The organism is Streptomyces sp. NPDC090083 (assembly GCF_044747445.1).
Taxonomy (GTDB): Bacteria; Actinomycetota; Actinomycetes; order Streptomycetales; family Streptomycetaceae; genus Streptomyces.
In genome coordinates, this window is sequence record NZ_JBIVED010000003.1 from 847,928 (window position 1) to 861,306 (window position 13,379).

14 protein-coding genes are annotated in these 13,379 nt (G+C 73.8%); 7 read left to right on the plus strand and 7 right to left on the minus strand.

Features of this window, described 5'->3' with window-relative positions:
* The first annotated feature begins 37 nt into the window (after positions 1-37).
* Positions 38-985 (plus strand): 3-oxoacyl-ACP reductase, encoded by a 948-nt coding sequence (locus ACIPTO_RS14810; protein ID WP_366314101.1) that lies wholly within the window; start codon positions 38-40, stop codon positions 983-985.
* Positions 986-1,116: 131 nt separating this feature from the next.
* Here the strand turns inward: ACIPTO_RS14810 and ACIPTO_RS14815 are convergent, their stop codons facing one another.
* Positions 1,117-1,284 carry a hypothetical protein gene (locus ACIPTO_RS14815; protein ID WP_366314103.1) on the minus strand — a complete coding sequence of 56 codons (168 nt, stop codon included), beginning with the start codon at positions 1,282-1,284 and terminating at the stop codon, positions 1,117-1,119.
* A gap of 125 nt (positions 1,285-1,409) precedes the next feature.
* Entirely contained in the window at positions 1,410-2,708 is a 1,299-nt protein-coding gene (locus ACIPTO_RS14820; protein WP_401191814.1) for a hypothetical protein, read from the minus strand.
* Positions 2,709-2,906: 198 nt separating this feature from the next.
* On the opposite strand from ACIPTO_RS14820, the gene ACIPTO_RS14825 reads away from it, so the two are divergent.
* The 3 genes from ACIPTO_RS14825 to ACIPTO_RS14835 are packed head-to-tail and all read left to right on the plus strand — an operon-like array spanning position 2,907 to position 5,770.
* Positions 2,907-3,788, plus strand: a complete 882-nt coding sequence (locus tag ACIPTO_RS14825; protein ID WP_401191817.1) for a Nif3-like dinuclear metal center hexameric protein — start codon at positions 2,907-2,909, stop codon at positions 3,786-3,788.
* Positions 3,785-4,528 (plus strand): C4-type zinc ribbon domain-containing protein, encoded by a 744-nt coding sequence (locus tag ACIPTO_RS14830; protein ID WP_366314509.1) that lies wholly within the window; start codon positions 3,785-3,787, stop codon positions 4,526-4,528. Before ACIPTO_RS14825 ends, ACIPTO_RS14830 begins: the two co-directional genes overlap by 4 nt.
* Positions 4,529-4,540: 12 nt before the next feature.
* Positions 4,541-5,770: a bifunctional RNase H/acid phosphatase gene (locus ACIPTO_RS14835; protein ID WP_401191820.1), complete on the plus strand. Its 1,230-nt coding sequence runs from the start codon at positions 4,541-4,543 to the stop codon at positions 5,768-5,770.
* Here the strand turns inward: ACIPTO_RS14835 and eda are convergent.
* Together eda and yaaA are read right to left on the minus strand one after the other, a co-directional pair.
* Positions 5,762-6,403: a bifunctional 4-hydroxy-2-oxoglutarate aldolase/2-dehydro-3-deoxy-phosphogluconate aldolase gene (gene eda, locus ACIPTO_RS14840; RefSeq protein ID WP_401191822.1), complete on the minus strand. Its 642-nt coding sequence runs from the start codon at positions 6,401-6,403 to the stop codon at positions 5,762-5,764. The two genes, ACIPTO_RS14835 and eda, sit on opposite strands and share 9 nt — an antisense overlap.
* A 74-nt stretch (positions 6,404-6,477) precedes the next feature.
* Entirely contained in the window at positions 6,478-7,260 is a 783-nt protein-coding gene (gene yaaA, locus ACIPTO_RS14845; protein ID WP_401191824.1) for a peroxide stress protein YaaA, read from the minus strand.
* 94 nt (positions 7,261-7,354) lie between these two features.
* On the opposite strand from yaaA, the gene ACIPTO_RS14850 reads away from it, so the two are divergent.
* Entirely contained in the window at positions 7,355-8,785 is a 1,431-nt protein-coding gene (locus tag ACIPTO_RS14850; protein WP_401191827.1) for an RNB domain-containing ribonuclease, read from the plus strand.
* On the opposite strand, the gene ACIPTO_RS14855 is transcribed toward ACIPTO_RS14850, so the two are convergent.
* From ACIPTO_RS14855 to ACIPTO_RS14865, 3 genes are read right to left on the minus strand one after another with little or no spacing between them, the layout of a single operon-like run.
* Positions 8,736-9,359, minus strand: a complete 624-nt coding sequence (locus ACIPTO_RS14855; protein ID WP_401191830.1) for a hypothetical protein — start codon at positions 9,357-9,359, stop codon at positions 8,736-8,738. The genes ACIPTO_RS14850 and ACIPTO_RS14855 overlap by 50 nt on opposite strands.
* Positions 9,356-10,132, minus strand: coding sequence for a MerR family transcriptional regulator (locus tag ACIPTO_RS14860; RefSeq protein ID WP_401191833.1), 777 nt, complete (start codon positions 10,130-10,132; stop codon positions 9,356-9,358). The genes ACIPTO_RS14855 and ACIPTO_RS14860 overlap by 4 nt, the downstream gene beginning before the upstream one ends.
* Positions 10,133-10,165: 33 nt before the next feature.
* Complete coding sequence (locus tag ACIPTO_RS14865) at positions 10,166-11,749, minus strand: FAD-dependent monooxygenase (protein ID WP_401191835.1); 1,584 nt, start codon at positions 11,747-11,749, stop codon at positions 10,166-10,168.
* 118 nt (positions 11,750-11,867) lie between these two features.
* Between ACIPTO_RS14865 and ACIPTO_RS14870 the strand changes: the two genes are divergently transcribed.
* Entirely contained in the window at positions 11,868-12,485 is a 618-nt protein-coding gene (locus ACIPTO_RS14870; protein WP_401192139.1) for a TetR/AcrR family transcriptional regulator, read from the plus strand.
* A 49-nt stretch (positions 12,486-12,534) separates the two neighbouring features.
* On the plus strand, positions 12,535-13,365 hold the full coding sequence (locus ACIPTO_RS14875) for an AraC family transcriptional regulator (protein ID WP_366314123.1): 831 nt from the start codon (positions 12,535-12,537) through the stop codon (positions 13,363-13,365).
* The last annotated feature ends 14 nt before the right edge of the window (positions 13,366-13,379 follow it).

Consider the following 13,379-nt stretch of genomic DNA (forward strand, 5'->3'; position numbering starts at 1 on the left):
CGGGATCCGAGGGTCCCCTTCCCCCGAAAGGACCTTGATGTCACTGCCACTTGAGGGCCTCTCCGCGATCGTCACCGGGGCCGGCCGCGGGCTCGGCCGGGCCGAGGCGCTGGAACTCGGCCGGCTCGGCGCGGCCGTCGTCGTCAACGACTACGGGCAGCCGGGCCGGGACGGTTCGGGGGCGGCCTCCGCCGGTCCCGCCGAGGAGGTCGCCGCCGAGATCCGGGCGGCGGGCGGCCGGGCCACCGCCCACACCGGGGACGTCGCCGACTTCGAACAGGCCGCGGAACTCGTCGAGTCGGCGGTCACCGAGTTCGGCAGGCTCGACATCCTCGTCAACAACGCGGGCATCCTGCGCGACCGCATGGTCTTCTCCATGACGGAGGGCGAGTGGGACGCGGTGATCCGGGTCCACCTCAAGGGCCACTTCAACACGACCCACTTCGCGGCCCGGCACTGGCGCGAGCGCTCCAAGGCGAGCGGCGCACCGGTGTACGGCCGGATCGTGAACACCTCGTCCGAGGCGTACCTCGCGGGTTCGGCGGGGCAGCCCAACTACGCGGCGGCGAAAGGCGGGATCGTCGGCCTCACCACCTCCACGGCCCTCGCCCTGGCCAAGTACGGCGTGACCGCGAACGCGATCTGCCCGCGCGCCCGCACCCGGATGACCGAGGACGTCTTCGCCGGGTTCGGACAGGACGGCGACGGCCTCGACCCCCTCGCGCCCGAGCATGTCGCCCCGCTCGTCGGCTACTTGGCGTCACCCGCCGCCGCGCGGATCAACGGACAGCTCCTCGTGGTGCACGGCGGCATGGTCGCGATCGTCGAACGCCCGCACGTCCAGGCCAAGTTCGACAGCAAGCAGGACCTCTTCAGCTACGACGAGCTGGACGCCGTCCTCACTCCGCACTACGCGGAGCGGCCGGACGGTGAGACGTTCGCGGCGGCGGAGGTGCTCGGGCTCAAGCGGGACCACGACCGCTAGGGCCTGTCCGGCGGATTCTGCCGCGGACGTGTGGCGGACGCGCCCCGGGGCGCGGGAACGCGGCGGCCCCGCCCGTCGGTCGACGGGCGGGGCCGTGTCGTGCGTAGCGGCGCACAGCGCCTGACGTGACGTCAGACAGCCGCGTACCGGGACTGTTCGGCCTGCTCGGACGGCTTGCGGTGCCGGCCGTGGGCGGCCGACTCGCTGTCCTGGACCGAGACCGGACCCCGGTGCTTGCCGTGGCCGGAGGCGTCCTGCGTGTCGGCAGACGTGGTCTGCGTGCTGTTCGTGTCGCTCATCGGATACTTCACCCCGTAGAAACATGATCCTTCATACAGCCCGGCGATCTTATCCAGCCGTTCCGGGGGTGGCGCGAGGCGGATCGCCGTCCGGAACGACTTCGTTACCGAGCCGCGCCACTTCGTTACCCGACCGCCACCCGGCCTTCGAGCGGCGCCTCCCGCAACGGCACCGGACGCGGGGCCGCCGGCACCGGAGGATCCGGCGGTGACGGCTGCGACGGTGCGGGCGCGGCCTCCCCAGGCGCACCCCCCGTCCCGTCCCCGACCGGACCCCCCGGGCGCATGTCCCCCGTTCCCCCCGTCCCCCCGGTTTCCCCCGTCCCCCCGGCAGCCCCGAGGATCCCCCCGGACCCCGGGCCCCCGTTCTCCCCCGCCCCCCTGGGCACCGCGAACCGCGCCACCCCGCACGGCACCTCCCGTGTGGAGTACGGCAGGCGCAGCACCCCGTCCTCGGTCCACAGCCCGGCGCCCGTCAACCAGCCCTCGGGCGCCGGGAGTTGGAGCAGCTGACGGTCCGCGGGCCGCCACACGGCGAACCAGGTGCCGGCCGGACCGTCGACACGCAGCGCCACCCCGCAGTTCTCCGGCATCAGCACCTGCCCCGGCTGGATCGCGAACGGCGTCACCGCGCAGTCCGGCAGCCGCAGGCACTCCGGGAACCGCACCGGCAGCGTCGACCCGACGACCCCCCACCCCAGCCGTTCCCCCCGGCCCGGTGCCGGCGCGTCCGAGCCGATCAGCAGCAGCCCGCTGTCGGGATCGGCCGCGAGCAGCCGGTCGTCGCTGTCCGCGGCGATCTGCAGCAGCGGCGACACCTCCCCGTCCCGCTCCAGGTCGACCACGATCGCCTTGGTCCGCCCCCCGACCTCCCGGTCGAGCGCCAGCATCCGCCCGGCCCGGTCCAGCCAGACCCCGCCCGAGCAGCGCCCCGGGACCATCGCGAGCTGCTCGGGCCCGAACGCCCCGCCCGCCACCAGCCACACGGCGGTCGAGCGCCGGCCCACGGCGAGCGCGTACGCCCTCTCGCCCCCCGGCGCGGGCGGCAGCAGCCGCAGCAGGGTGTCCGGGTCCGGGCACTCGACCGCGCCGAGCGGCAGCTCACCGGTGCCCGGACCGGTCGGGTAGAGCAGCGAGAACGTGTGCCGCCCGTCCACCAGCCGCCGGATGAGCACCCGCCCGTCGCCCATCGGCTGCACCTCGGTGCCGGGCTCCTCCGGCTGGTTGCCGGGCAGCGGCACGGCGTACGGCTCGGGGCCGTCCAGCGTCCACCGCTCCGGGAACAGGCACTCACCGGCCGGGGCGAGACGGGCGGCGTACGCCCCGTCCGCGGTGATCGCGCACCCGGTGCCGTCGGTCCGCGGGTCCCCGCACTCGTCGCCGTTCTCGTCCGCCGCCGTGGGCTCGATCGCACAGGCCGTCATGGTTCGGTCACCTCCGGCGACGAAACTAGTTTTCGCACGTACAGGCGGGGGACCGATGAGCAGCCTCATCATCCATAAGGGTGGCCAAGTAACGATTCGCCTGAGGAAACCGGGGCGGGTGTGCTGAACAGTGCCGTAGCCCCTCATACGACCGGTTCAGCGGTTCAGCCGCCCAGCCCGGCCAGGTAGCCTTTCCCCGTGCCCCGTCAGTCCGTACCCCGCCTGTCCGAAGTCATCGCCGCGCTGGAGAACCTGTGGCCCGCCGAGCGGGCCGAGTCCTGGGACGCGGTCGGCACCGTCGTGGGCGACCCGGACCAGGAGGTCACGCGCGTGCTGTTCGCCGTCGACCCGGTCCAGGAGATCGTCGACGAGGCGGTGAAGCTGGGCGCCGACCTGCTGGTCACCCACCACCCGCTCTACCTGCGCGGTACGACCACGGTCGCGGCCTCCACCGTCAAGGGCCGCGTGGTGCACACCCTGATCAAGCACGACATCGCCCTGCACGTCGCCCACACCAACGCCGACCGCGCCGACCCGGGAGTCTCCGACGCCCTCGCGGGCGCGCTCGACCTCAGGGTCGTAGGACCGCTCGTACCCGACCGGACCGATCCGGAGGGCCGCCGGGGCCTGGGCCGGATCTGCGAGCTGGACCACCCGCTGACCGTCCGCGACCTCGCGGCCCGGGCCGCCGAGCGCCTGCCCGCGACCGCGCAGGGCATCCGCGTCGCGGGCGACCCCGACGCCCTGGTCCACCGGATCGCGGTCAGCGGCGGCTCCGGCGACAGCCTCTTCGACGACGTCCGGGCGGCGGGCGTCGACGCCTTCCTCACCGCGGACCTCCGCCACCACCCGGCCTCCGAGTTCGTCGCGGACCGCGCGCACCGTCCTCTCGCGCTGCTCGACGCGGCGCACTGGGCCACCGAGTGGCCCTGGTGCGAGCTGGCCGCCGCCCAGCTCGACGAGATCTCCGACCGCGAGGGATGGGACCTCAGGGTCCATGTCTCCACGACGGTCACCGACCCCTGGACCGCCCACGCGGCGTCACCCACCACACCAGACTCAATGGGAGCCCCCAACTGAACGCCGCGCCCGCCGACCAGATCCGACTTCTCGACGTCCAGGCCCTCGACGTCCGCCTCTCGCAGCTCGCGCACAAGCGCAACTCCCTGCCCGAGCACGCCGAGATCGACTCGCTGACCAAGGACCTCACCCAGCTGCGCGACCTGCTCGTGGCCGTGCAGACCGAGGAGAGCGACTGCGCCCGCGAACAGACCAAGGCCGAGCAGGACGTGGACCAGGTGCGCCAGCGCGCCACCCGCGACCAGCAGCGCCTCGACTCCGGCGCCGTCACCTCGCCCAAGGACCTGGAGAACCTCCAGCGCGAGATCGTCTCCCTCGCCAAGCGCCAGGGCGACCTGGAGGACATCGTCCTGGAGGTCATGGAACGCCGTGAGTCCGCGCAGGAGCGCACCGCCGAACTGACCGAGCGGGTCGGTTCCGTGCAGGGCAGGATCGACGACGCGACCGCCCGCCGCGAGGCCGCCTACGAGACCCTCGACGCGGAGGCGGCCACGGCCGAGAAGGAGCGCGAGGTCGTCTCGGCCACGATCCCCGCGGACCTCCTCAAGCTCTACGACAAGCTCCGCCAGCAGCAGGGCGGCATCGGCGCGGCCAAGCTCTACCAGCGCACCTGCCAGGGCTGCCGCCAGGAGCTGGCCATCACGGACATCAACGAGATCCGCGCCGCGGCCCCCGACACGGTCGTCCGCTGCGAGAACTGCCGCCGCATCCTGGTGCGCACCTCCGAGTCCGGCCTGTAAGGAGCGTTCGCCGTGCGGGAGTTCATCGTCGAGGCGGACGGCGGTTCCCGGGGAAACCCGGGTCCCGCGGGCTACGGCTCGGTGGTCATCGACGCGACGACGGGGGAGACCCTGGCGGAGGCGGCCGAGTACATCGGCGTCGCCACGAACAACGTCGCCGAGTACCGGGGCCTGGTGACCGGCCTCCGCACGGCCCACGCGCTGGACCCCGCCGCCTCGGTCCACGTCCGCATGGACTCCAAGCTGGTCGTGGAGCAGATGTCGGGCCGCTGGAAGATCAAGCACCCCGACATGAAGCCCCTGGCGGCCGAGGCGGGGAGCGTCTTCCCGCCGGACCGGGTGACCTACGAGTGGATCCCCCGGGAGAAGAACAAACACGCGGACCGCCTGGCCAACGAGGCGATGGACGCGGGCAAGCGCGGCGAACAGTGGTCGGCGTCGGAGTCGACGGCGGAACTTCTGGGTGCAGGCTCAGGCGAGGCATTCAAGGGGCGCGGGGAACTGCGCGACCAGCCCCCACCGGCCGCAACTGTGACTACTACGGCCAAGGCCACCGCCGACACCCGCGCAGCCCGCAACATGGCGACCCCCAGCTCGGGTTGGGCCCCCGCCGACATGGGCGCCCCCGCCACCTTCGTCCTCCTCCGCCACGGCGAAACCCCCCTGACCCCCCAGAAGCGCTTCTCCGGCAGCGGCGGCACCGACCCGTCCCTCTCCGCCACCGGAAGGGACCAGGCGGAGCGGGCCGCGACCGCGTTGGCGGCCCGGGGCGCGATCCAGCACATCATCGCCTCCCCCCTCGCCCGCACCAGGCAGACCGCCGCAGCCGCAGCGGAGCGCCTCGGCCTCGACGTGACGATCGAAGAGGGCCTGCGCGAAACGGACTTCGGCGCCTGGGAGGGCCTCACGTTCGGCGAGGTACGCGACCGCCACCCCGACGACCTGACCGCCTGGCTGGCCGACCCCACCGTCCGGCCCACCGGCGGCGGCGAGAGTTTCGCGGACACGGCGACCCGGATCGCCGCCACCCGGGACAAGCTGACGGCGGCCTACGCGGGCCGCACCGTCCTGCTCGTCACCCACGTCACCCCGATCAAGACGTTCGTCCAACTCGCCCTGGGCGCCCCGCCGGAGTCCCTGTTCCGGATGGAACTCTCGGCCGCCTCGATCTCCGCGGTGGCGTACTACGCCGACGGCAACGCGAGCGTACGACTCTTCAACGACACGTCCCACCTACGCTGAGCGCAGCGCCGCCGCCTCCCGGGCCAGTTCCTCGATCCGCCCCCAGTCACCCGCGGCCACCGCATCCGCCGGGATCATCCAACTCCCGCCCACGCAGCCGACGTTGGGCAACGCCAGGTAGTCCGGCGCGGAGTCGGCGCCTATCCCGCCCGTGGGGCAGAACCGCGCCTGCGGCAACGGCCCGGCCAGCGACCTGAGATACGCCGTACCGCCCGCGGCCTGCGCAGGGAAGAACTTCATCTCCCGCACCCCGCGCTCCAACAGCGCGACGACTTCGGACGTGGTCGACACCCCCGGCAGGAACGGCACCCCGGACCCCTGCATCGCCTCCAGCAGCAGTTCGGTCCACCCGGGACTCACCAGGAACCGCGCCCCCGCCGCCACGCACTCCTCCACCTGTCCCGGAGTCACCACGGTCCCGGCCCCGACCACGGCCTCCGGCACCTCACCCGCGATGGCCCGCAGCGCGTCCAGGGCGACCGGCGTCCGCAGGGTCACCTCGATCGCGGGCAGCCCGCCCGCCACCAGCGCCCGCGCGAGCGGCACCGCGTCGGCGACGTCCTCGACGACGACCACGGGCAGCACGGGGGCGAGACCGAGCAGGGAGAACGAAGGCGCCGGCGAGGAAGACATGGCCACATCCTGCCGACCCGATGCATCACACGCAAAGCCCATTGCGCATGCTGCAACGCGCTGACGGGGGATGCTCAGTGAACCTCGTCCACCAGCACATCCAGCGCCCAGGCCCGCCCCGCCTGCGAGGGCGCCTCCGCCTCCACCGTGTACCCCAGGTCCCGCAACGCCTCCACCAGCTCCGCCGGAGTCCCCGGCGCCCCCGCCGACGTCAGCAGACTCCGTACGATCCGCCCCTTCGTCGCCTTGTTGAAGTGGCTGACGACCTTCCGGGTCGGCGCGTGCAGCACCCGCACGGTCGCCGTCCGCCCCGCCACCTCGCCCTTCGGCTTCCAGGCCGCCGCGTACGCCGACGACCGCAGGTCCAGCACCAGCCCGTCCCCGGCGGCCTCCGGCAGCACCGCCGCCATCGGGGCCCGCCAGTGCGCACCCAGCGCGCCGAGCCCGGGCAGCCGTACCCCCATCGAGCAGCGGTACGACGGAATCCGGTCCGTCACCCGCACCGCGCCCCACAGCCCGGAGAACACGAGCAGCGAGCGCGCGGCGCGCCTCTTCGCGGCGGTGTCCAGCGAGGCCAGGTCCAGCGCGTCGTAGAGGACGCCCGTGTAGATCTCCCCGGCGGGGCGCGCGCCGGCCGTGCGCAGGTCGACGTTCTTCGCGATCTCGCCGCGCAGTCCCTCACTGAGGCCGAGGACCTCGCGTGCCTTCTCCTCGTCGGCGGCGCACAGGTCGACGAGTTCGTCGAGCACGGCCGCGCGGGCCCCGGCGAGTCCCGGCAGCGACAGCGACTCCGGCTTGAGGGGGGCACCGCGGCCGGAGGAGGCCTTGCCTTCGGACGGAGGCAGCAGGACGAGCACGGCGGGTTTCTCCTTAGGGGACTTCTGGCGTACGTGGAGGGGCCTGCGCCAGCGTAAAGGGTGCGGGCGGGCGGATTGTGCCTACGCTCGTGTCATGCCCAGCCGCCGTATCCGGGTGACCGGCACCCCCGAAGCCCCGCTCCGCGCCGCCCTCGCCGCGCTCCGTACCGAACTGGGCGTGCCCGGGAGCTTCCCGCCGGAGGTGCTCGCCGAGGCGGAGGCGGCCGCGAAGGCCCCGCCGCCGGCCGCCGAGGACGCCACCGACATCCCCTTCTTCACCGTCGACCCGCCCACGTCGATGGACCTGGACCAGGCGATGCACCTGTCCCGCAGGGGGAGCGGTTTCCGGGTCCGGTACGCCATCGCGGACGTGGCCGCGTTCGTGGTCCCGGGCGGGGCGCTGGACGCGGAGGCCCACCGGCGGGTCACCACCCTCTACTTCCCGGACGAGAGGACCCCGCTGCACCCGCCGCTGCTGAGCGAGGGCGCCGCGAGCCTGCTGCCGGACGTGACGCGGCCGGCGGTGCTGTGGACGCTCGACCTGGACGCGGACGGCCGTACGGTCGCCGTCGACGTCCGCCGGGCGCTGGTCCGCAGCCGGGCCAAGCTCGACTACGCGACCGTCCAGCGGCGGATCGACACCGGCACCGCCGAGGAACCGCTCGCCCTGCTCAAGGACATCGGCGAGGCACGCGAACGCCTGGAGGCCGAGCGCGGCGGCATCTCCCTCAACGTGCCCGAGCAGGAGATCGTCGAGCACGACCACACGTACGCACTCGCCTACCGCGCCCCGCTCCCGGCCGACGGCTGGAACGCCCAGATCTCCCTCCTCACCGGCATGGCCGCCGCGGACCTGATGCTCGCGCACGGCACCGGCGTCCTGCGCACCCTGCCCACCGCCCCGGACGGTGCGGTGGGCCGCCTCCACCGCACCGCGCACGCGCTGCGCATCGACTGGCCGCACCACATGTCGTACGCCGGACTCATCCGCTCCCTCGACCCGCGCCTCCCGCACCACGCGGCCTTCCTCCAGGAGTGCACGACCCTGCTGCGCGGCGCCGGGTACACGGTCTTCCGCGACGGCGACCTCCCGCCCGTCACCACCCACGCGGCGGTCGCCGCCCCCTACACCCACTGCACGGCACCCCTACGGCGACTGGTCGACCGCTACGCCGCCGAAATCTGCCTCTCTCCCGGCGCCCCGCCCGCCTGGGTGCTGGCCGGACTCGACGCGCTCCCTCAGCGGATGGCCGACGGCAACCGCCTCGCGGGCACCGTCGAGCGCGAGTGCGTCGACATCGTCGAGGCGGCCCTCCTGAAGGACCGCGTCGGCGACCTCTTCGACGGCTGTGTGGTGGACGTCGAGGAACGCCGGCCCACCGTGGGGAAGGTCCAGTTGGACACCCCGGCCGTGGTCGCCCGGCTCGAAGGCGGCACGCTGCCGCTGCCCCTGGGCGAACGGCTGCGCGTCCGCCTCACCCAGGCGGACCCGGGGACGTCGAAGGTACGGTTCGCGCCCGCCTGACCTCCTCCACCAGGGGCCGCAGGGCCGTGACGAGCGCGTCGGCGTCGTCCGCGTGGAAGCGCACGGTGCTCACGTCCCGCTGTCGGCCGAGGAACGTGAAGTGAGTCACGGGCTCGGCGAGTTGGAGTGCGACGGTGGTCTGCGAGCCGACGGGGAGGGCGAGTTCGCCGTCGGCCGGGGTGTGCGTCATGCGCAACTCCCGCCGTACGGACTCCACTTGGGCCAGCGGTATGCGCAGGTCGACCTGGGCGCCCCGGCGGACGCGGAGCGCGTCCGGCTCCAGGACGTGCGGGCGGACCACGGTCGCCGCGTGCAGGCCGAGGAGGAACACGACGGTCCAGACGTCCAGGGCGAGCACCACATGGTGGGTCCGCGGCCAGTCCCGCAGCAGGACGGACATGCACAGCGACTCGATCACGCACACGAACACCAGCCCGGCCGTCATCGCCCCCTGACCCCGCGTGTACCCGAACGCCCGCCCGCCGCCGGTCACCCGGGTCCGCCGGGTGATCCACAGGGCCAGGCTCGCCAGCAGCCGCAGCTCGTGCCGCAGGAGCGCGCCCGCGGTTCTCACGGCCGCCCCCGGGTGGCGAGCCGCAGCGCCCGGCGGATCGCCGCGGCCTGGGCCGGGGCGAAGTCCGCGTAGAAGGCGCGCAGGAAGCCGTTGTCGTGGTCGACCGGTTCCCCCTCGGCGAGCAGCGCGGCGGGGATGCAGGCGGCGAGGGCGCGGGCCGCCGCGTCCACCCGCGGGTCGTCCGGGTCGACCGGGTGATCGGGATCGGCGAGGGCGTCGAGCAGCGCGTACGCCTCGTGCGCCCGGGCCACCGCGTCCGGTGTCGCGAGGGCGCCGCCCATCACGTCCATCATCCGCGCCCGCTCCTCCGGGCCCGCCACGGTGTCGAGCAGGGCGAGCATCTCGCGGTCCTTGGCGGCCATCGGCGAGTCCGGGACGTGTGCCGGGACATGAGCCAACTCCGCGAACAGCGCGGTGAGTTCGGGGGAGTGGGGTGCTTCGCCGGTCAGCTCGCCCGCGTCCAGCAGAGTGCGCAGCCGGGCCCGGCGCTCGCGGATCGCGGACTCCTGCCGGGCGAGGTCCTCGTCGAGTTCGGTGAGCACCTCGACGAGGTCCCGGCCCGCGTCGTCCGCGAGCACGTCCCGCACCTCGGGCAGACCGAGGCCCAGCTCGGTGAGCCGCCGGATCCTGGCGAGGACGACGGCATGGCGCAGGCCGTAGTCGCGGTAGCCGTTGCCGAGCCGCTCGGGTTCCGGCAGCAGGCCCAGGTGGTGGTAGTGCCGGACGGTCCGCGTGGTGACGCCGACGGTCGCGGCGAGTTCTCCGATCCGCATGGGACCAGTACAGACGCTGACGTTACGGCAGGGTCAAGCACCGGCCGGCGCGCCGAACCACCGACGCAGGGCGTCCGTCGGGTCGTCCTCGGTGCCGTCCGTGTCCGCCGCCCACGCGGTGACGCCGTCCGGGCGGACCAACAGCCCGGCGAGTTCCGGGCGTTGGGCGCAGGTGGTGGTCAGGACGTCCACCAGCCCTCCGTAACCGGCCGCGCGGGCGCGGAGTTCCCGGTCGTCGGCGAGGTCGAGGAGGAGGGAGCGCCCGGTGTGGAGGTGGTCGCCCAGGCGGGTGCCGTCGGCGAGTTCGAGGTCGGGGGCGCTGCGGCCGGTCAGCGGGTGGTCGCCGGGGAGGTCGTAGCGCTGCCGGGCGCCGGAGATCCGCTGGACGAAGTACGTCGTGCCGTCGGGTGTGTCCGCGAGGTCGGAGATCACCCCGCGCAGGGCACGGGCGTGCGCGTCGGGGCGCATGACGGCGATCTGGGCGCGGGTCCAGTCGAGCACCCAGGCGCCGATCGGATGCCGTTCGGCGGTGTAGGTGTCGAGGAGTCCGACGGGCGCCCGGCCGCCGGCGACCAGGGCGAGCTTCCAGCCGAGGTTCATCGCGTCCCCGACGCCGAGGTTGAGGCCCTGCCCGCCGAACGGGGAGTGCACATGGGCCGCGTCGCCCGCGAGCAGCACCCGGCCCGCGCGATAGGTGTCCGCCTGGCGGCAGTTGTCGGTGAACCGGGTCGCCGTGCGCAGGGCGTGCACGGTGACGTCGACGCCGGTCACCCGGCGCACGCCGGCCTGCAACTCCTCGGTGGTGACCGGGGATCGGCGGTCGGCGGGCGGCCCGTCGAACTCGATGGAGACGATCCGGCCCGGCGTCGGGCCGTAGGTGTACATCCCGGTGGCGGTGGCGTTCCAGCCGTGCTTCAGCCCCTCCGTGCCGGTCAGGTCGGCGATGGCCTGGTAGCCGGTGATCTCCGGTGCGGTGCCCGGGAAGGGGATCCCGGCGAGCTTGCGCACGAGGCTGCGCCCGCCGTCGCAGCCGACCAGCCAGCCCGCGCGCACGGCCTGCGGCGCCGAGCCGTCCGCAGGGGCGAGATGGACGGTCACCCCGTCCTCGTCGGCGTCGAAGGCGGTCAGCTCGACCTGCCTGCGCACCTCGACGCCGAGTTCGGCGGCCCGCCGGCCGAGCAGCCGCTCCAGCGAGGCCTGCGGGACGAACCGGCCGACCTCGCCGGGCGGACCGACCTCCGCGAAGGCGGGATCGGAGGTGTCGAGGAGATCGGCCCGCAGGGTGATCCCGGCGAAGTGCCCGGCGGACCTCGGCGGCGGGGCGACGCCCTCGCGGTGCTGCGTCCGCAGGAACTCCTTCATGCCGTTCGCGGTCTCGGCCTGCACCTCGGCCAGCGCGGGCAGCAGGCCCCGCCGGTAGAGGGAGACGGCGGTGAGGGTGTTGATCCCGCCGGCCTTGACGGTCTCGTCGACCCCGGCCAGCCGCTCGGCGACCAGCACGCGGGCCCCGCCGAGCCGCAGCTCACAGCCGAGCAGCAGCCCGATGGGCCCGGCTCCGGCGACGACGACGTCGTAGTCCGTGTCGGTGGTGATGCGAGGGGTGGTGTCGGTGTTCATGCATAGATTGTAGTCACTAAAAAATTATGTTGGCTACACTGTTCGCGTGAGTGAGCGAGTGAGCGACAGCGAGAACGCGGACGAGAACGCGGACGAGAACGAGAACCCGGCCGCGAACGTGGCCGAGCTGCCGCTGAGGGAGCGCAAGAAGCGGGCGACACGGCAGCGGATCTCGAACGTCGCCTCCGCGCTGTTCCGCGAGCGCGGCTTCGACCAGGTGTCGGTCGCCGAGGTCGCGCGCGCCGCCGAGGTGTCGACGATGACCGTCTTCAACTACTTCCCGCGCAAGGAGGACCTGTTCCTCGACCGCATCCCGGAAGCGGTCGGGACGTTCGGCGCGGCGGTCCGTGACCGCGCCCCCGGCGAGACCCCGCTCGCCGCGCTCCGCCGCCTCGCCCTCGAACTCCTCGACCGCCGCCACCCGTTGGGCGGCCCCGACAGCGGATTCCCCGACTTCTGGGAGGTCGTCGCCGACTCGCCCGCACTGCGCGCCCGAGGCCGCGAGGCGCTGGAGGAGATCGAGAACGCCCTCGCCGCCGCCCTCGCCGAGACCGCCCCGGACACCCCCGACCCCGCCCTGACCGCGGCCCTCACCGTCGCCGCGTACCGCACGGTCTACGTCACCACCGCACGCCGCGTCTTCGCGGGAGAGGCCGCGGAGGGACTCGTCGAAGACCATCGGGCACGGCTGTGCGCGGCCTTCGACGCGCTGGAACGGGCGCTCGGCCCGGCATGACACGCGGCCCCCGGGCGTTGCACCCTGTGGAGGAGAGGGGGTGCGGCCGGTGAGCGCACGAGAACAGGCACTGTGGACCAGGGCGAGACTGGGCCGCTGCGGCCCGCCGCTCGACCTCCTCACGGCCCGGTTCGACCGCCATGTCTACGCCCCGCACGCGCACGAGGAGTTCACGATCGGCGTCTGCGTCGGCGGCTCCGAGGTCATCGACTACCGCGGCGGCCACATCCGCACCGGCCCGGGCTCCATCGTCGTCCTCGCCCCCGGCGAGATGCACACCGGCGGCCCCGGCACTCCCACCGACGGCTACGCCTACCGCGCCCTCTACGCCGACCCGGCCCTCCTGACCGACGGCACCCTCGGCGGCCTCCCGCACTTCCGCGAACCCCTCCTCGACGACGCCGAACTCGCCCTGGCGCTGCGCCTCGCCCACACCGAACTCAGCGCCTGCCCCGACCCGTTGGAGGCCGAGTCCCGCCTGCCCTGGCTGCTGACCGCGCTGGCCCGCCGCCACTCCACGGCCGGCCCGGCACCGGACGAGATCCCGGGCGCGGCCCGGGTCGCCCACGCGGTGAGGGACCGCCTGGCGGACGAGTTGCTGACCCCGCCCTCCCTCTCCTCCCTGGCCGCGGACCTCGGCCTCTCCCGCTACCAGCTCCTGCGCGCCTTCCGTACGACGATGGGGATACCGCCGTACGCCTGGCTCGCCCAGTACCGGGTGACCCGGGCCCGCGCACTCCTGGACGCGGGCGGGCGGCCCGCCGAGGTGGCGGCCCAGGTGGGCTTCGCCGACCAGGCCCACCTGACCCGGTGGTTCCGGCGGGTGCTGGGGGTGACACCGGCGGCCTACCGCAACAGCGTTCAAGACGGGCGGCGCTGACCGGTCCGACACTC

Excerpts from the sequence above, each read along its gene's own strand:
- ACIPTO_RS14810 (WP_366314101.1), top strand. The coding sequence starts at position 38 with ATGTCACTGCCACTTGAGGGCCTCTCCGCGATCGTCACCGGGGCCGGC.
- ACIPTO_RS14865 (WP_401191835.1), bottom strand. The coding sequence starts at position 11,749 with ATGAACACCGACACCACCCCTCGCATCACCACCGACACGGACTACGAC.
- ACIPTO_RS14820 (WP_401191814.1), bottom strand. The coding sequence starts at position 2,708 with ATGACGGCCTGTGCGATCGAGCCCACGGCGGCGGACGAGAACGGCGAC.
- ACIPTO_RS14815 (WP_366314103.1), bottom strand. The coding sequence starts at position 1,284 with ATGAGCGACACGAACAGCACGCAGACCACGTCTGCCGACACGCAGGAC.
- ACIPTO_RS14860 (WP_401191833.1), bottom strand. The coding sequence starts at position 10,132 with ATGCGGATCGGAGAACTCGCCGCGACCGTCGGCGTCACCACGCGGACC.
- eda (WP_401191822.1), bottom strand. The coding sequence starts at position 6,403 with ATGTCTTCCTCGCCGGCGCCTTCGTTCTCCCTGCTCGGTCTCGCCCCC.
- ACIPTO_RS14850 (WP_401191827.1), top strand. The coding sequence starts at position 7,355 with ATGCCCAGCCGCCGTATCCGGGTGACCGGCACCCCCGAAGCCCCGCTC.